Origin of the sequence: Nonomuraea sediminis (assembly GCF_018531495.1) — a bacterium.
GTDB lineage: Bacteria > Actinomycetota > Actinomycetes > Streptosporangiales > Streptosporangiaceae > Nonomuraea > Nonomuraea sediminis.
Map to the genome: position 1 here is coordinate 614,350 of NZ_JAHDTI010000009.1, position 16,914 is coordinate 631,263.

The following is a 16,914-nucleotide window of genomic DNA, read 5'->3' on the forward strand; positions in this document are numbered from 1 at the left end:
GGTCAGCGGCGGCGCTCCAGCTTCGACTGGCACTGGACACAGCGGGCCGCCTCGGGGCGGGCCTCGAGCCTGCCCTCGGGCACCGGCTTGCCGCAGTCGACGCACTGCCCGTAGGTGCCCTCGTCGAGGCGTTTGAGGGCGTCGAGCACCGCCCTGCGGTGGGCGCTGGCCACCGTCAGCATCGCCTCCACGCGGTCGGCGTCGGTGAGATCGGCTCCGGCGTCGGCGGCCGACCTGTCGCGCACGGCGACCGGGTCTCCGCTCAGCACGCCGATGGATCGCTCAACGTCGGCGAGCATGCATTCCAGCCGCTCACGAGCGGTCGTGTCGTCCACGAATCCGCACCTCCGGGTAAGCAAGGGCAACCCGCGAGGCAACTCCCCGGTAGTCCCGCGCGGCGCATGAGGGGGCATTTGTGGCGGTGACTCCGAGTACACGGATGCATCGCTTTCCTCACCGGATGCCCACTTAGCGTGCTTCTTACACCTGTCTAGAAGAGCCCGTCTCCCTCTCCGTCAGGAAGGGGTTCGATCAGCTCGGGCCCGTTGTTGCGCACGCTGTTGACGTCGGTCGAGACCGGATAGGCGGTCAGCCGCCCCGACTGCGCCGGGACGAGCAGACCGGCGGCGGTCCTGGTGTCGGTGAGCTGCGGGTCGAGCCACTCCGCCCAGCGTTCGCGCTCGATCATCATGGGCATCCTGTCGTGGATGTGCCCCAGCTCGTCCTCGGCGTCGGTGGTGATGACCGTGCAGGTCACCAGCCACTTCAGCGGGTCGTCGTCGTCGCGGGTGGGGTCCTTCCAGAACTCGTACAGCCCCGCCATCGCCAGCACGCCGCCGTCCTCGGGGTGGATGAAGTAGGGCTGTTTCTTCTTCTTGTCGCCCTCGACCGGCATCCACTCAAAGTATCCGTCGGCCGGCAGCAGGCACCTGCGCTTTGCGAACGCGCTCCTGAACGAGGGCTTCTCCGCCAGCGTCTCCGCCCTTGCGTTGATCATCCGTGAGCCCACCGACGGATCCTTGGCCCAGGCGGGCACCAGTCCCCACTTGAGGATCCTGAGCTGCCGCACGCCCCGCTCGGCGCCCTCGGGGACGCGGCTCAGCACCGCGTAGACGTTCTTGGTCGGCGCCACGTTGTAGTCGGGGCCCAGCTCCTTGTCCGGGTCACCGTCCTGCTCGACCTGGAACTCCTCGAGCAGCTCGTGCTTCTTCCTCGCCGACGCGTATCTGCCGCACATATCGCCACTTTGCCACGTGGAGCTTTCGCATGCATGTACGAGCCCGCCGGTAGGCTTTGAGCCATGCCCTCTCAGCACTGGCCCGCCCCGGTCGCGACGGCTCCCGTCGAGGCCGTCGTCCGGCTGCCCGGTTCGAAGTCGGTGACCAACCGCGCGCTGCTGCTCGCCGCGCTCGCCGACGGCCCAGGCGTGGTACGGCGGGCGTTGCGCAGCCGTGACGCCGACCTGATGGTGGCCGCGCTGCGGACGCTGGGCGCCGGGCTGGAGGAGCGCGACGGCGACTATTACGTCACGCCGGGGCCGATCGTCAGCGGCGGGCGGATCGACGTGGGGCTGGCCGGCACGGTGATGCGGTTCGTCCCGCCGATGGCCGCGCTGGCCGACGGCGAGGTGTTCTTCGACGGCGACCCGCACGCCAGGAAGCGCCCGATGGGCCCGATCCTGGACGGCCTGCGGGCGCTGGGCGCCAGGATCGACGGCGACGCGCTGCCGTTCACCATCCGCGGGCCGCTGACCGGCGGCGAGGTGACGCTGGACGCCTCCGGCTCCTCCCAGTTCGTCTCCGGGCTGCTGCTGACCGCGGCGCGTTTCGACAAGGGCGTGACGATCCGCCACGTGGGCCCGCCGGTGCCCTCGCAGCCGCACATCCGGATGACCGTGCACATGCTGCGCTCGGCCGGGGTGCGGGTGGACGACTCCGAGCCCGACGTGTGGCGGGTGGAGCCGGGGCCGATCGCCGCCCGCGACCTGGTCGTCGAGCCCGACCTGTCCAACGCCGCGCCGTTCCTGGCGGCCGCGCTGGTCACCGGGGGCAGCGTCACGATCCCCGGCTGGCCGCGCGAGACCACCCAGGGCGGCGACGCGCTGCGCGGGCTGCTCACGCGGATGGGCGCGCGCGTCGTCCACGACGACTCCCTGGTCGTCACGGGTTCCGGCACCATCGAGGGCGTCGACGTCGACCTGCGCGACGAGTCGGAGCTGGTGCCCACGATCGCCGCGCTGGCCGCCTTCGCGACGTCACCGACCAGGATCCGCGGGGTCGCCCACATCAGGGGCCACGAGACCGACCGCCTGGCCGCCCTGGTCACCGAGCTCAACCGGCTGGGCGGCGACGCCGAGGAGACCGACGACGGGCTGGTGATCCGGCCCAGGCCGCTGCACGGTGGCGTCTTCCACAGCTACGACGACCACCGGATGGCCACGGCGGGCGCGGTGATCGGGCTGGCCGTGCCGGGTGTCGAAGTGGAGAACATCGCCACGACGGGTAAGACCCTTCCGGAGTTCGACCGGATGTGGGCGGAGATGCTGGGAGTAGGCCGCTGAGGAAGCGGGAGTACGACGAGGACGACGTACGGGTCAGGCCCGGCAAGGGGTCCCGGCCGCGGACCCGGATCCGTCCTGCCCACGAGGAGGCGGTGGAGGGATTCGTGGTCGCCGTCGACCGCGGCCGCTACACCTCCGTCGTCGACCCGCCGGGCCGGCGTGAGAAGCCCCGGCTCGTCGTCGCGATGAAGGCCCGCGAGCTGGGCCGCAAGGGCATCGTGGTGGGCGACAGGGTGGCTCTGGTGGGCGACGTGTCCGGCGCTCCCGACACCCTGGCCAGGGTGGTGCGGGTCGAGCCGCGCACCTCGATGCTGCGCCGTTCCGCCGACGACACCGAGGACACCGACGGCATCGAGCGCCCGGTCGTGGCCAACGCCGACCAGCTCGTCATCGTCACCGCGCTGGCCGATCCGCCGCCCAGGCCACGCATGATCGACCGCATCCTGGTGGCGGCCTTCGACGCCGAGATCGAGCCGCTGCTCTGCCTGACCAAGTCCGACCTGGCCCCGCCCGACGAGCTGGTGGCGCTGTACGAGCCGCTGGGCGTGCCGTACGTGGTGGTGCACAAGGGCGGCTCTCTCGAGGAGCTGCGCGAGGGCCTCGACGGGCGGGTCAGCGTCCTGGTCGGCCACTCGGGGGTGGGCAAGTCGACACTCGTCAACGCGCTCGTGCCGGACGCCAACCGGGCCGTGTCCCAGGTCAACGCCGTCACCGGGCGCGGCCGCCACACCTCCACCTCGGCGGTCGCGCTGCAACTGCCGGCCGGCGGGTGGATCATCGACACGCCAGGGGTGCGCAGCTTCGGGCTGGCCCACATCCATCTGGAGACGGTCCTTGCGGCCTTCCCCGACCTCAACGAGGGCGCGGTCAACTGCCCCAAGGGCTGCACCCACCTCACCGAGGGCTGCGCCCTGGACGCCTGGGTCGCCGCGGGCCACGCCACACAGGCCCGCCTCGATTCCCTCCGCCGCCTGCTGGCCTCCCGCGAAGGCGCCCCCGACGACTCGTGAAGCACCGCGGGCGGCCGGTGGCGGTGGCCTCGCCGTAACGGGTCAAGATGCCTTGAGTGTCCAGACGACGGTGACCTCGGAGACTGTAAGGCCGTCGGCGTTGGTCAGCGTGACCGTGACGGGGAACTCGGGGCGCTTGCCGGCGTCGAGCTGAGCGATGATCTCGGCGGCCGGGGTCTGCAGGCGGGCCTCGGCGCGGATCTCCCCCTGGGCGAACTTGTGATAGGTGACCGTGGCCGACTTCGTCAGCGGGACGGCGCGGGAGAGCTGGTCGCCGAGCGCCGACAGCATGGCCGCCCCCGAGGCCGACTCCGCCAGCGTGAACAGCGCGCCCGCGTGCGGCCCCGCCACGTGGTTGTGCAGCTCGGAGCGGTCGGGCAGGCGGCAGGCGGCGTAGCCGTCCTCGACCTTGTCGAACTCGACGCCGACCGTACGGGCGAAAGGCACGCTCTGAAGCAGGAAAGCACCGACATCAAATGACATGGCGCACATGCTACTGGCGAGTAACCATCTAGTGGACAAAGGCGTCTGATGTAAGTCATGCCTGACGCGGTAGCGTGGCTCCTCGTGACGGGTTATAACGACGATCTGCGCCTGGCTCACGTCATGGCGGACGCCGCCGACGATCTGACCATGCGGCGGTTCAAGGCGGTCGACCTCAAGGTCGAGACCAAGCCCGACCTGACTCCTGTCAGCGACGCCGACCGCGCGGTCGAGGAGGCCATCCGCGGCACGCTGCGGCGGGCCAGGCCGCGCGACGCCGTGGTCGGCGAGGAGTTCGGCAGGACCGGGTGGGGCGCCAGGTCGTGGATCATCGACCCGATCGACGGCACGAAGAACTACGTGCGCGGCGTGCCCGTGTGGGCGACGCTGATCGCGCTGATGGAGTACGGCAAGGTCGTCGTGGGCCTGGTGTCGGCCCCGGCGATCGGGCGGCGCTGGTGGGCGGTGACCGAGGGCGGCGCGTGGACGGGCAGGAGCCTGACCAAGGCCACCCGGATGCAGGTGTCGCAGGTGTCGACGCTCAGCGACGCGTCGTTCTCCTTCTCCGACATCGAGGAATGGGAAAAAGCCGGACGGCTGTCGAATTTCCTGGATTTGTCGCGCAATTGCTGGCGTAGCCGGGGATATGGCGATTTCTGGTCTCACATGATGGTGGCCGAGGGCGCGGTCGACCTGTCCGCCGAGCCGGAGCTGTCGCCCTGGGACATGGCCGCGCTGACGGTCATCGTCGAGGAGGCGGGCGGCGTCTGGACCGACCTGGCCAGCGTCCCCAGCCTGGAGGGCGGCAGCCTGGTCTGCAGCAACGGCGTCCTGCACGACGAGGTGCTCAAGCGCCTCAACAACTCATAGCGCCAGCACCCTGGCGACCGCCGCCATCAGGCTGTCGCGGTAGGAGCTGCCGAAGAGCACCACGTGCACCAGCAGCGGATGCAGCTGGTGCAGCGGTACGCGCTCGCGCCACCCGTCGGCGGGCGGGAACTCCTCCCGGTAGGCCCCGAGGATCCGGTCCAGGTGCGGCGCGCCGAACAGCGCCAGCATGGCCAGGTCGGTCTCCCTGTGACCGCCGTGCGCGGCCGGGTCGACGAGCACTCCCGCGCCCCCTGACCACAGCACGTTGCCGCTCCACAGGTCGCCGTGGATGCGCGCGGGCGGCTCGGCAGGCCCCGCCACCTCCGCGAAGCGGTCCACCGCCCGGTCGATCTGCCGCATGTCGCGCGAGGGCAGCCCGGCCTGCCGTACGAAGGGAAGCACGCGGCGGGTGGCGTAGAACGTGGGCCAGTCGTCGGCGGGCGAGTTGTCCATGGGCAGCTCGGCGATGAACCCCGGCCAGGTCGCGCCGAAGCGCTCGGCCCCGGCGCGGTGCATCCTGGCCAGGTCGCGGCCGAAGCGCTCGGCGGCCTGCGGCGTGGGCCGCTCCTCGACGACCCACTCGAGCACGAGCCGGTCCTCGCCGACCGCGATCACCTCGGGGACCGGCACGCCCGACTGCCCGAGCCAGCGCAGCCCGGCCGCCTCGGAGGTGAAGTCGGCGCCGCTCTTGACGAAGACCTGGCGCCCGTCGTCCAGCACGGCCCGCGAGAGCCGCCAGCCGTGCGACGCGCCCAGGTTCTCAACCGATCTCATCGGCCAGGTGCTTGGCCAGGCCCTCGGCGGCGGCCTCGACCATGGTCAGGACGCGATCGAAGGAACCGTCGTAGTAGGGATCGGGCACCTCGGCCCCGGCCGACGCGGCCGGGTCGAAGTCCCGGAAGAGCCGCGCCTCGGGCACACGCGAGCGAAGCGCGCGTAGATTGTCCCTGTCCATGGCGAGAACAAGGTCATAGTCCTCGAAAGTGAACTGTTTGGCCCGATGGGCGCTCCCGTCGTAACCGTGGTCGGCCAGTGTCCGGCGGGCCCGGGGATCCATCGGTTCACCCGCGTGCCACCCGCCGGTCCCCGCGCTCTCCACGCTCACGCGGCCGGAAAGCCCGTGATCTGCGAGTTTCTGGCGCAGCACCACCTCGGCCATCGGGGAGCGGCAGATGTTTCCCATGCACACCAGGCATACGCGATAGGTCATGGACACCATCATGAGGGTGACCTGGGGCGTTCACCGAACGTTCACCCTTGTTGGGGGGTTTGAGTCACTTTCGCTGCATAGCTTCATGGGCGACTAAGGACCAAGTGGGAGGAACCCAACCGTGAAGTATGCAGGCCGGCTCGCCGCCGTCGCCGTAGTCGGCGCGCTCTCGCTCGCTGCGTGCGGCACTGACAACAACGGCGGGGGCAGCACCACCGCCGCGACCGCTTCGGGCAACGACGCAGGCACCAGCGGCAGCACGATCAACGCCGCGGGCTCCTCGGCCCAGGCCAACGCGATCGACCAGTGGAAGAAGGACTTCCAGGCCAAGAACCCCGGTGTCAGCCTGAACTACCAGCCGAGCGGCTCCGGCGCCGGCGTCCAGGCCTTCATCCAGGGCACGATCGCCTTCGCGGGTTCCGACTCGGCCCTCAAGGACGACAAGGGTGAGCCCGCCCAGGCCGACGCCCGCTGCAAGACCGGCAAGGCCATCAACATCCCGATGGTGACCGGCCCGATCGCCGTCGTCTACAACCTGCCCGGCGTGGACGGCCTGCAGCTCAAGCCGCAGACGATCGGCGACATCTTCAACGGCAAGATCACCAAGTGGGACGACGCCGCGATCAAGGCCGACAACCCCCAGGCCAAGCTGCCCTCGACCCCGATCCAGGCCTTCCACCGCGCCGACGAGTCGGGCACCAGCGACAACTTCACCAAGTTCCTCAAGGCCACCGCCGGCTGGCCGTACGAGCCCGCCAAGGCCTGGCCGGCCGAGGCCAAGGGCCAGGGCGCCAAGGGCTCCGACGGCATCTCCTCGTCGGTGAAGGGCACCGAGGGCGCCATCAGCTACGTCGAGCTCTCCTTCGCCGAGAACTCGCAGCTGCAGAAGGCCAAGGTCGCCAACGGCTCCGGCGAGTTCGTCGAGCTGTCCGCCGACAGCGCGGCCAAGACCATCGAGACCGCCGAGGTCAAGGGCTCCGGCAACGACCTCAAGCTGGGCATCGACTACGCCACCAAGACGGCGGGCGCCTACCCGATCGTCCTGGTCACCTACGAGATCACCTGCGAGAAGGGCCTGCCGGCCGACCAGGCCAAGCTGGTCAAGGACTTCCTGACCTACACCTCCAGCGACGAGGGCCAGGCCTCGCTGAAGGGCCTCGGCTACGCCCCGCTGACCGGCGACCTGCTCACCAAGGTCCGGACCGCGGTTGCGGCCATCTCCTAAGAAATCATGACGACTGACGTCAAGACTCGTGCAGGCGGATCGGCCAAGGGCCGGTCCGCCTCGCGCGGCACCCGAGGTGAGGGTGCCTTCCGCTTCCTGTCCACGGGCGCGGGCGTCGTCCTGCTGGCGATCATGGCGGCCATCGCCGTGTTCCTCATCAGCGAGGCGATCCCCGCCCTGCAGGCCAACAAGGGGAACTTCTTCACCGAGCTGACCTGGCAGCCGAACAGCACCGGGGTCTTCGGCATCGCCGCCCTGGCCTTCGGCACCGTGATCAGCGCGGCACTCGCGCTGATCATCGCCACGCCGATCGCCATCGGCGTGGCGCTGTTCATCTCCCACTACGCCCCCCGGCGCGTGGCCGGTCCGCTCGGCTACCTGGTCGACCTCCTGGCCGCCGTCCCCTCCGTGGTCTACGGCCTGTGGGGCGTCGCCTTCCTGGTACCGCTGCTCAAGACCCCCTCACAGTGGCTGAACGAGTACCTGGGCTGGTTCCCCCTCTTCGCCGGCGAAGGCGCGATCGGCGGCAAGACGATGCTGGCCGGCGCGATCGTGCTGGCGATCATGATCCTCCCGATCATCGCGGCCATCTCCCGCGAGGTCTTCCTCCAGACCCCCAAGATGAACGAGGAGGCGGCGCTCGCCCTCGGCGCGACCCGCTGGGAGATGATCCGGATGGCCGTGCTGCCGTTCGGCCGTCCCGGCGTGATCAGCGCGGCGATGCTCGGCCTCGGCAGGGCGATGGGCGAGACGATCGCGGTGGCGCTGATCTTCCCGGCGACCTTCGACATCACCTTCCAGATCCTGACCCCCCACGCCAACAGCATCGCCGCCAACATCGCCAACGGTTTCGGCGAGGCCACCCCGATCGGGCGCGGTGCCCTGATCGCCTCCGGCCTGGTGCTGTTCGTGATCACGTTGCTGGTGAACATGGGCGCCCGGTTCATCATCAACCGCCGCAAGGAGTACGCGAGGAGCGGAGCATGAGCAGCCTTCAGCACATCTCCGCAGGGCGGCGCGTCAAGAACCGCATCGTCCAGGGCCTGGTCTACCTGGCCTTCGCGCTGGCCGTGATCCCGCTGATCTCCGTGCTCTGGCTGGTGATCAAGAACGGCCTGGCGCGCCTCGACATGGAGTTCCTGACCCACTCCTACCGCAACATCGGCGCCAGGGACGCGGGTGGCGGCGCCTACCACGCCATCATCGGCACGCTGGAGCAGGTGCTGCTCGCCTCTCTCATCTCCATCCCGATCGGGCTGCTCACCGCGATCTACCTGGTGGAGTACGGCAGGGGTGGGCGGCTGAGCCGTACCATCAGCTTCTTCGTGGACGTGATGACCGGTATCCCGTCGATCGTGGCGGGCCTGTTCATCCTGGCGTTCTGGATCCTGTTCCTGAAGCAGCCGTACTCCGGCTGGGCCGGCGCGATGGCGTTGTCGATCCTGATGATGCCGACCGTGGTCAGGGCCGCCGAGGAGATGCTCCGCCTGGTGCCCAACGACCTGCGCGAGGCCGCCTACGCGCTGGGCGTCTCCAAGTGGCGCACGATCCTCAAGGTGGTGCTGCCGACCGCGATGACCGGGATCATCACCGGCGTCATGCTGGCCATCGCCCGCGTCGCGGGCGAGACCGCGCCGGTGCTGCTGACCGTGTTCTTCACCGACTCCATCAACAGCGACCCGTTCAACGGGCCGCAGATGAACCTTCCCCTCTTCGTGTTCGACCAGGCGGGCCGGCCCAGCGACTTCGCCATCAACCGGGCCTGGACGGGGGCTCTCGTACTCATCGTGATCGTCATGCTGCTCAACCTGGCGGCGCGGGTCATCGCCTGGTGGCGAGCCCCCGCCAAGGGCCGATAAGGGGGTATCCGCAGCAATGTCCAAGCAGATCCAGGTATCCGGGCTCGACGCCTACTACGGCTCGCACAAGGCCATCGAGGACGTCTCGATGACCATCGAGCCGCGCTCGATCACCGCGTTCATCGGGCCTTCCGGATGCGGCAAGTCCACCTTCCTGCGCACGCTCAACCGGATGCACGAGGTCATCCCGGGCGCCCGGGTCGAGGGCAAGGTGCTGCTCGACGGCGAGGACCTGTACGCGCCCAACATCGAGCCCGTCTCGGTACGGCGCAGCATCGGGATGGTCTTCCAGCGGCCCAACCCGTTCCCGACCATGTCGATCTACGAGAACGTGGCCGCGGGCCTCCGCCTCAACGGCCGCCACTCCAAGTCGCACACGGACGGCGTCGTCGAGCAGTCGCTGAAGGGCGCCAACCTCTGGAACGAGGTCAAGGACCGGCTCAACAAGCCCGGCGCCGGTCTGTCGGGCGGCCAGCAGCAGCGCCTGTGCATCGCGCGGGCGATCGCGGTCGAGCCGCAGGTGCTGCTCATGGACGAGCCGTGCTCGGCGCTCGACCCGATCTCGACGCTGGCCATCGAGGACCTGATGGTCAAGCTCAAGGACGACTACACGATCGTCATCGTCACGCACAACATGCAGCAGGCCGCGCGCGTCAGCGACCGGACCGCGTTCTTCAACCTCGCCGAGCAGGGCAAGCCCGGCAAGGTCGTCGAGATGGATGAGACGTCCCGCATGTTCACCAATCCGTCCCAGAAGGCGACCGAGGACTACATCACCGGGCGCTTCGGCTGATGGCCCATCTGGTCAACGGGGAGACGAGGAGCAAGCCGGTGCTGCTCATCGCCGACCCCGACACGGCCGTGGTGGCCGATGTCGCGACCGCTCTTGAGGGCGAGGGCGTCGCCGTCACCGGCGTGTCCGACGGCGCCCAGGGACTGCTGCAGGCCGGCGCGCTCCAGCCGGACGTGGTGCTCGTCTCGGCGACGCTTCCGGTCATCGACCCGATCGAGTTCGTCCGCGCGGTACGGCTGTCGCGAGCCGTGCCCGTGCTGCTCGGAGTCGGCGAGGGCCATGCTGAGCAGGCGGTCCAGGCGCTCGCCGCCGGGGCCGCCGCCTGCGTGGCCCGGCCGTACCGGGTGCCCGAGCTGCTGCCGTTCATCCAGGCGGCCTCTCCGGAGACGCGCCAGGTGCTGTCGGTGGGCGAGGTCGAGCTGGACGTGCAGGCCTACCAGGTGCGGGTGGAGGGGCTGGCGGTGCATCTGCCGCTGCGCGAGTTCGAGCTGCTGCAGTACCTGATGCGCAACGCCGACAGGACCGTCACGCGCGAGCAGATCATGCGCCACGTCTGGCACGCGGCCGCCAGCACCTCGACGAACACGATCGCGGTGCACGTCAAGCGGCTGCGCGCGCGCCTGGGCGACGACGAGGACAAGCTCATCCAGACCGTGCGCGGCGTCGGCTACCGGCTGGTCACCCCCGGCAGCTCCGGAGCGCCTTCATGATCCGCGTGGCCACGCCCTGCACGGTCGCGATCCCGTAGCCCGCCTCGGCGCTGCCCTCGGTGAGCACGGCCACCGCGTAGTCGTGCCCGTGGCCGCGGATCAGCCCGACGCTGACGATGGCCCAGCGTTTGGTCGAGACGCGCTTGAGCCAGCCGTTCTTCAACGGGACCCGATCGCCCTTGCACGCCGCGGCGCTCACGCCCCAGTGCTGGCTCTTGGTGACCTTGCCCATCAGCCGCAGGACCTGGGCGCGCGCACGGGCCGGAAGCGGGCTCTTCGGCGAGACCAGCTGGCGCATCAGGTGAATCTGGTCCCCCGCCGTGGTCCTGGTGATGCCCCAGCAGTACAGGTCGAGGCAGTCGCCCGGGATGCCCTGCGTGTGCTTGAGCCCCAGCTTCCTGCCCGCCTTGGTGAATCCGGCCGCGCCGCCGATCTTGAGCCAGAGGCGGTCGGCGGCCTCGTTGTCGCTGAAGCGGATCATGAGGTCGGCGTCGTGCCTGGTGGCCTTGGACAGCTTGCGCCACGGGGTCCTGAGCAGCAGCGCCATCAGGATCTGCACCTTGGCGGTGCTCGCGGTGATCATCACCTGGTGGCGGTGGTAGCGGTAGACGCGGCCGGTCGTCAGATCCTTGACCACGGCGGTGACCGGGCCCGGGCGGCCCGCCAGGTAGCGGTCGAGCCGCTTGGTCAGGGCCTTGGCATCGACGGGCTTGGCCGGGCGCGCGCCCCTCAGCTTTCGGACCTGGAACTGCACCTGCTGGGGGACCACTATCGGCCGGGCCGCACTCGCCGCTGCGACGGTACGGCCGGCCGTGGTGGAGTGCGTGGCGTCGCTCGCACACACGGTGGAGCACAGCATGAGAGCGAACGCCATGATCCATCGTGGTAACACGCCGTCGCCCTTCCCAAGATCTTCCGCGAATTATTGCGAAAAATCGTGATGAAGCGCTAGACGTGGGCGTTGGCGAGTTTTGCGATGCTTTCGTCGTCGCAGGTGGCCCAGAAATCGCCGACGACGTCTTCCAGGTGCTCCAGCGAGTCCGCGCGGAACAGCACGTCCTGATATTTCGTGATGTCGTAGTGAGTGGTACCCATGGCCGCCAGATCGAGCGGGCGGATGTCCATCCCGCGGAACTCCTCGATCTCGCCGTAGGACGACAGGATCCCGGCGCCGTAGGCCTTGAGCTCGCCGTTCTCGGCCATCACGCCGAACTCCAGGGTGAACCAGAAGATCTTCGAGATGAACTCCAGCGCCTCATCGCTTTCCACCCTGCGCGCGGCGGCCCCGGCCAGGCGGTAGAGCGCGGCATAGCGGTCGCTGGCCAGCGCATTGGCGTGCCCGATCACCTCATGGATGACATCGGGCTCCGGCGTATAGAAAGGCACGGAATGGTGCCGAATGTACTGCGTTGAGTGGAAATATCCGTCGGCGAGCACGCCGTAGAAGTCCCGCAGCGGCACCAGCCCGGCGGCCGGCAGGTAGCGGAACCCGGTCAGCGGCTCGAGCATCCGGCTGACCTCTTCCAACTGCGGGATCCGGTCCTCCGGCAGCCCCAGCCTGGCCGCCCCGTGCTGATATTCGGCCGTGGCATAAATCGCATGCTTGATCGCCAGCTCTTTGGTGACCAGCGACCAGATCCCGTGCTCGCGCTCGGTGTACTCGGCCATCGGGATCGGCTCGCCGCGCCGGTGGTTGACCGCCAGCCCGGCGATCGCGTTGCGCCGTTCCCGGTACACCGGGTCGGCGAAACCGGGGTGCGAAGCGGACAGCTCCACCACGACCGAACCATCGCCCCGGGTCTCCACCGGAGCGAAGTACTGCGCTTCCTCGAACATGTCCCAGATGACAGCAAATTCGGGATTCGCTGGCAAGAGCGCACAGTTTCGCTGCGCGATACGCTAAGTGTCGTACGGTTCGCGGCACCTGTGACTGGTCGGATCGTCCAGTCGCCGTCTGTGGTCGGGGACGTCGCCGTTGATCGGTTTCGCGTTCGGGAGGGCGCTGTGGACGAGCTCGACGCCAGATTGCTGACCACCATGCGGGCGCATCCGCGCATCGGCCTGACCGAGCTGGCCCGCCTGCTCGGCGTCGCCAGGGGTACCGTGCAGGCCCGCGTGGAGAAGCTGACGGCTCGCGGCGTGATCGTGGATTTCGGTCCCACCATTTCCACGGCCGATGCCGGGTATCCGATCATGGCGTTCATCTCACTGCAGATCGCCCAGGGGCGGCTGGCCGAGTCGGTCGAGGCGCTGCGTGCCGTACCTCAGATCCTGGAGGTGTACGGGACGAGCGGGCAGTACGACCTGCTGTGCCGGGTGGTGGCGCGCAGCACCGACCACCTGCAGGAGGTGATCGCCAGGGTTCTGGCCTCGCCGGCGGTGCAGCGCACGGACACCACGATCGCGCTGTCGACCCAGGTCCCCTATCGCGTGGAGCCCCTCCTGCTCGCGCGTGACTAACCCCGCCGCCTGACGCGCTGGATCACCAATAGCGGGAACCAGGCACCGAGCAGCGGCAGCAGCACGATCCACGCGTCGAGCAGGACCGCGGTCATGGCGCCGAGCGCGGCCACCAGCGCGGCCGCGAGCAGGAGCCACGCCCTGCGCCCGAGGTACAGGTGGCGGCGCGGCACGGGCGGCACCACGTCCAGCGGGCCCGTGGCGCGCTTGAAGTAGGCCCACGTGAGCCAGGTGCCGCACGGCTCCCAGCCCTCGAACTCGTGGACGCCTTCCTCCCTGCGGTACTCCCAACGGCGCGGATGCCGCTCGTCCCGGCGGCAGGCGAACCGGGCGAGCCTGTCGACGCCCTCCACCTCCCAGCCCTCTTCTCCGAACCGGGCGAGCAGCGTCATTTCCTGGAAGATGTCGGTGGTCCAGCGCCAGGTCTGCATGCCTTCATCCTTCGGAACTCGGGGCCCTGGCGGCAGTCGTGCGAATCACCGGCTCTTGTTGACATCTGTCATGCACGACTTCTCGTGCATGAGTTATCGTGGATGTGTGGCTGATCGAATCTCGGACCTGGCGATGGCCAAGGCGCTGGCCAACCCCGTGCGGCAGCGCATCCTGCGTGAGCTGGAGATCCTCGGGGAGGCCACCTCGACCGTGCTGGCCGAACGCCTCGGCGTCACGACCGGCGGGACCAGCTACAACCTGCGCGTCCTGGCCGAGCACGGCTTCGTCGAGGAGGTCCTGGAGCGGGCGCACGGGCGGGAACGCTGGTGGCGCCTGACGCGGCTGGACGTGCGTTTCCCGGTGCTGAGCGGGCAGAGCCCGGAGTTCCGCGCCACGATCGAGCAGCTCAACCAGCTCTGGCTGGCCGAGGACCTGGAGACCTTCGCCCGCTTCCAGGAGGTGCGGTCGCGGCTCGGCGGGTGGGGGGACGCCATGCCGTACTCCCGCGGCTCCGTCCGGCTCACCCTCGAGGAGCTCGCGGAGTTCTTCGAGGAGTACCTGGCGCTCCTCAAGCGCTACCAGCGCACTCCCGACGAGACGCCGGACGGGGCGCGCACGGTCCTCACCCGCTTCATCGCCTTCCCCGATCCCGAGGAGGCCACCTGACCCTCACGTAATCCTGGGCCGCCGAGCGGCAACTCGACGGCCCAGGCGCTCGGAAGCAGCGACACCTCGCCTTCGTACGGCGAGGCCCTGATGTCCACCACTCCCAGCAGAAGGAGACCACTCCATGCTGCCCATCCGCAAATCCACCCCGCTGATCACCTACCTAGCAGCCACCACCCTCGCCCTATCCCTCCCCCACACCCCCACCCCCCATCCCCACCCCGCACCCCCAACCGCCACCCCCATCGCGGCCCTGCTCCATCCCGCCACACCGCCTGACACCGGCGTCCTCCGCTATCGCGCCACACCGCCTGACACCGGCGTCCTCCGCTATCGCGCCACACCGTCTGACACCGGCGTCCTCCGTTACCGCGCCACACCGCCTCACACCGGCCCCCTCCCCCACCGCGCCACAGCACCTCCCACCAGCGCCCTCTCCCACCGCACCTCACCAGCGACCGGAGCACCCCCCACCCGCCCAGCTGCGGTGCAGCATGCGACGGTCCTCGCGAGTGGCACCACACTCACCGCTGCAGGTCCCTCCAGCCGTACCGCTGCCGTTTCGGCACCGCTTCCCGGCGGCACACCCTTCGCGCGTCCCCGTGGGGACGTCGCGGGCGCCCGTGGTCCACTCGGCGGAGTCGTGCTTCCATCCCGGGGAGCGGCGGCGGGCGGATTCGAGCTCAGCAATACCGATGTGACCTTCCGGAACGGTGGGACGGTGTTGCACGGGACCGTGGTGGCGCCCGCCGGGGCTGGCCGGCGACCAGGCATGGTGCTGGTGGCAGGCGCAGGGGCGCGGGGCCGGAACGCGTACCGGCCCGAGGCCGAAGCGTTCGCCCGGGCAGGCATCGTGGTCCTGATCTACGACAAGCGACCCGGCTACACCAGAGCGACGAGCTCGTTCACCGACCTGGCCGACGACGCCGTGGCCGGGGTACGCCTGCTCCGCACCCGCCCCGACGTCGACCCCGGCAAGGTTGGGGTGTGGGGACACAGCGAGGGCGGCTGGGTGGCCCCGCTCGCCGCGTCCCGCTCGCCGGAGGTGTCCTTCGTCGTCCCCGTGGCGGCCAGCGCCCTGCACACCGACCGGGCGCAACTCTGGAGCAACCGCGTATACCTCACCCACTACGGCGTGAAGCAGTCCCTACAGCCCCCCATCGGGATGAACCTCAGCCGCATGCTCGTGTCCGCCGGCCTCTTCGGCGACGTAGCCAACGACCCGATAGCAACCCTGGAAAAGGTACGCCAACCGCTACTGGCCGTCTTCGCCGAACACGACCGCTCCACCGCCCCCGGCGAGAGCATGACCCTCTTCCGCCAGGCCCTGGACCGCGCCCACAACACCCACTACACCCTCCGCGTGATCCCCCAGGCGGACCACAACCTCCACCAGAGCACCACCGGCTTCGGACCCCAAACCCCCACCTTCGCCCCCGGCTACGTGGACACCATCACCCGCTGGGTCACCCACCTACCGCCCTCCAAGCCCACCTCTGACGCACCCCCCACACAGCCCCTGACCAGCGAGCCCCTCCACCCTCTGTCCTGGTACGAATCAATCCCCCTCCACCTGACGCTGCTGGCAGTCATCCTCACCGCCTTCCTCGCCTACCCCACCGGCGCCCTGGCCCGCACCATCCGGGCCCGCCTCCGCCGCTCCCCCGCCCCCTACCCCGCACCACCCGCAACCCACCACCTCGCCCGCCTAACGGTCATAACCGGCACCACCACCGTCCTAGGCACCATCACCTACCTCCTCTGGATAGTCGCCACCGGCGCCACCACAGTCGGCCCAACCATCCTCGGCCGCCCACCCCTCTGGCTCCTCCTCCAACTCCTCGCCGTCACCACAATCGCCGCCGGCACCACCCTGACCCTCCGCCGAAGCCCCATGCGTGTACGGCAAGCCCTCCTCACCACCGCCACCGCAGCATTCATCCCCTGGTCCGCCTACTGGGGCCTCCTAACCCCATAACACCCGAGCCCGCTCCGGGACCCCCAACACCCCGAAACAAGCCCCAACCCAAGAGACCCCAGAAACGCAAAGACCGCCCACACCGTAGACGGCCCCTATGAACGAGCTGCACGACAACGCCACCGCCTGCGCTGGCCCCGGTCGACCGTTGGCACTGACCCCGGTCGACCGTGTGGAGAGCATCCAGCTCGCGACGCGCGCCCCCGGAACTGCGAAAGGGGGCCACTCGCCACACCGCGAAACGGGCCGCCCACCACATGGATAGCCCCGCGGAAACAATGCCCAACCCACCCCACCGCCTGGGCTACCCCGCTGGGGAACACGTCGCGAGACACGAGCGACGCCCCGCAAACAGGAAAAGGCCGCCCGCGCCGTGGACGGCCCCCTTCGAAACACACGAAGGGGCCACCCAACGCCGTGGATAGCCCCAGAAAGCAGCGAGCGCCCGGCCCAAGCCCCAAGCCTAGGAGCCCAGGCCCGGCCCGGAAACGCGGAAAGGCCCACCCCATACCCAGGGCGGGCCTCTCCGACATGAAAATTTGTGCGGCGGCGACCTACTCTCCCACACCCTCCCGAGTGCAGTACCATCGGCGCAGAGAAGCTTAACTTCCGGGTTCGGAATGTAACCGGGTGTTTCCTTCCCGCCATAACCACCGCA

19 protein-coding genes and 1 rRNA gene are annotated in these 16,914 nt (G+C 69.4%); 11 read left to right on the plus strand and 9 right to left on the minus strand.

Annotation, left to right across the window (positions count from 1 at the left end):
* Positions 1 to 2 precede the first annotated feature (2 nt).
* Entirely contained in the window at positions 3 to 335 is a 333-nt protein-coding gene (locus KIK09_RS34480) for a TraR/DksA family transcriptional regulator (RefSeq protein WP_214323571.1), read from the minus strand.
* Between the two features lie 155 nt (positions 336 to 490).
* The gene (locus tag KIK09_RS34485; protein WP_214323572.1) at positions 491 to 1,237 is read right to left on the minus strand and encodes an SOS response-associated peptidase; all 747 of its coding nucleotides are present in this window, start codon (positions 1,235 to 1,237) and stop codon (positions 491 to 493) included.
* Positions 1,238 to 1,300: 63 nt separating this feature from the next.
* On the opposite strand from KIK09_RS34485, the gene aroA reads away from it, so the two are divergent.
* Positions 1,301 to 2,560: a 3-phosphoshikimate 1-carboxyvinyltransferase gene (aroA, locus tag KIK09_RS34490; protein WP_214323573.1), complete on the plus strand. Its 1,260-nt coding sequence runs from the start codon at positions 1,301 to 1,303 to the stop codon at positions 2,558 to 2,560.
* On the plus strand, positions 2,557 to 3,570 hold the full coding sequence (gene rsgA, locus KIK09_RS34495) for a ribosome small subunit-dependent GTPase A (RefSeq protein WP_214323643.1): 1,014 nt from the start codon (positions 2,557 to 2,559) through the stop codon (positions 3,568 to 3,570). The genes aroA and rsgA overlap by 4 nt, the downstream gene beginning before the upstream one ends.
* 42 nt (positions 3,571 to 3,612) lie before the next feature.
* Here the strand turns inward: rsgA and KIK09_RS34500 are convergent, their stop codons facing one another.
* Positions 3,613 to 4,053: a DUF4442 domain-containing protein gene (locus KIK09_RS34500; protein WP_372455711.1), complete on the minus strand. Its 441-nt coding sequence runs from the start codon at positions 4,051 to 4,053 to the stop codon at positions 3,613 to 3,615.
* 57 nt (positions 4,054 to 4,110) lie between these two features.
* Here KIK09_RS34500 and hisN point away from each other — a divergent pair, with 57 nt between their 5' ends.
* Positions 4,111 to 4,923, plus strand: a complete 813-nt coding sequence (hisN, locus tag KIK09_RS34505; protein WP_250574149.1) for a histidinol-phosphatase — start codon at positions 4,111 to 4,113, stop codon at positions 4,921 to 4,923.
* On the opposite strand, the gene KIK09_RS34510 is transcribed toward hisN, so the two are convergent.
* Together KIK09_RS34510 and KIK09_RS34515 are read right to left on the minus strand one after the other, a co-directional pair.
* Positions 4,918 to 5,697, minus strand: a complete 780-nt coding sequence (locus KIK09_RS34510) for a fructosamine kinase family protein (RefSeq protein WP_214323576.1) — start codon at positions 5,695 to 5,697, stop codon at positions 4,918 to 4,920. The genes hisN and KIK09_RS34510 overlap by 6 nt on opposite strands.
* Positions 5,684 to 6,133, minus strand: coding sequence for a low molecular weight protein-tyrosine-phosphatase (locus KIK09_RS34515; protein ID WP_214323577.1), 450 nt, complete (start codon positions 6,131 to 6,133; stop codon positions 5,684 to 5,686). Before KIK09_RS34515 ends, KIK09_RS34510 begins: the two co-directional genes overlap by 14 nt.
* A 121-nt stretch (positions 6,134 to 6,254) precedes the next feature.
* Between KIK09_RS34515 and pstS the strand changes: the two genes are divergently transcribed.
* The 5 genes from pstS to KIK09_RS34540 are packed head-to-tail and all read left to right on the plus strand — an operon-like array spanning position 6,255 to position 10,720.
* Entirely contained in the window at positions 6,255 to 7,358 is a 1,104-nt protein-coding gene (pstS, locus tag KIK09_RS34520; protein WP_214323578.1) for a phosphate ABC transporter substrate-binding protein PstS, read from the plus strand.
* A 6-nt stretch (positions 7,359 to 7,364) separates the two neighbouring features.
* A complete protein-coding gene (gene pstC, locus KIK09_RS34525; RefSeq protein WP_214323579.1) occupies positions 7,365 to 8,345 on the plus strand; it encodes a phosphate ABC transporter permease subunit PstC in 981 nt (326 codons plus the stop codon).
* On the plus strand, positions 8,342 to 9,217 hold the full coding sequence (pstA, locus tag KIK09_RS34530; protein ID WP_214323580.1) for a phosphate ABC transporter permease PstA: 876 nt from the start codon (positions 8,342 to 8,344) through the stop codon (positions 9,215 to 9,217). The genes pstC and pstA overlap by 4 nt, the downstream gene beginning before the upstream one ends.
* 16 nt (positions 9,218 to 9,233) lie before the next feature.
* Entirely contained in the window at positions 9,234 to 10,010 is a 777-nt protein-coding gene (pstB, locus tag KIK09_RS34535) for a phosphate ABC transporter ATP-binding protein PstB (RefSeq protein ID WP_214323581.1), read from the plus strand.
* Positions 10,010 to 10,720 (plus strand): response regulator transcription factor, encoded by a 711-nt coding sequence (locus tag KIK09_RS34540; RefSeq protein ID WP_214323582.1) that lies wholly within the window; start codon positions 10,010 to 10,012, stop codon positions 10,718 to 10,720. The genes pstB and KIK09_RS34540 overlap by 1 nt, the downstream gene beginning before the upstream one ends.
* Here the strand turns inward: KIK09_RS34540 and KIK09_RS34545 are convergent.
* Together KIK09_RS34545 and KIK09_RS34550 are read right to left on the minus strand one after the other, a co-directional pair.
* Positions 10,689 to 11,594: a serine hydrolase gene (locus KIK09_RS34545; protein ID WP_250574150.1), complete on the minus strand. Its 906-nt coding sequence runs from the start codon at positions 11,592 to 11,594 to the stop codon at positions 10,689 to 10,691. The genes KIK09_RS34540 and KIK09_RS34545 overlap by 32 nt on opposite strands.
* Positions 11,595 to 11,668: 74 nt before the next feature.
* Positions 11,669 to 12,556 carry a phenylalanine 4-monooxygenase gene (locus KIK09_RS34550; RefSeq protein WP_214323583.1) on the minus strand — a complete coding sequence of 296 codons (888 nt, stop codon included), beginning with the start codon at positions 12,554 to 12,556 and terminating at the stop codon, positions 11,669 to 11,671.
* A gap of 168 nt (positions 12,557 to 12,724) precedes the next feature.
* Between KIK09_RS34550 and KIK09_RS34555 the strand changes: the two genes are divergently transcribed.
* Positions 12,725 to 13,180, plus strand: a complete 456-nt coding sequence (locus tag KIK09_RS34555) for an Lrp/AsnC family transcriptional regulator (protein WP_214323584.1) — start codon at positions 12,725 to 12,727, stop codon at positions 13,178 to 13,180.
* On the opposite strand, the gene KIK09_RS34560 is transcribed toward KIK09_RS34555, so the two are convergent.
* Positions 13,177 to 13,611, minus strand: a complete 435-nt coding sequence (locus KIK09_RS34560) for a hypothetical protein (protein ID WP_214323585.1) — start codon at positions 13,609 to 13,611, stop codon at positions 13,177 to 13,179. The two genes, KIK09_RS34555 and KIK09_RS34560, sit on opposite strands and share 4 nt — an antisense overlap.
* A gap of 106 nt (positions 13,612 to 13,717) precedes the next feature.
* Between KIK09_RS34560 and KIK09_RS34565 the strand changes: the two genes are divergently transcribed.
* Entirely contained in the window at positions 13,718 to 14,278 is a 561-nt protein-coding gene (locus tag KIK09_RS34565) for an ArsR/SmtB family transcription factor (protein ID WP_214323586.1), read from the plus strand.
* 721 nt (positions 14,279 to 14,999) lie between these two features.
* On the plus strand, positions 15,000 to 16,256 hold the full coding sequence (locus KIK09_RS34570) for an alpha/beta hydrolase family protein (RefSeq protein WP_214323587.1): 1,257 nt from the start codon (positions 15,000 to 15,002) through the stop codon (positions 16,254 to 16,256).
* Positions 16,257 to 16,797: 541 nt separating this feature from the next.
* On the opposite strand, the gene rrf is transcribed toward KIK09_RS34570, so the two are convergent.
* Positions 16,798 to 16,914 (minus strand): 5S ribosomal RNA (gene rrf, locus KIK09_RS34575).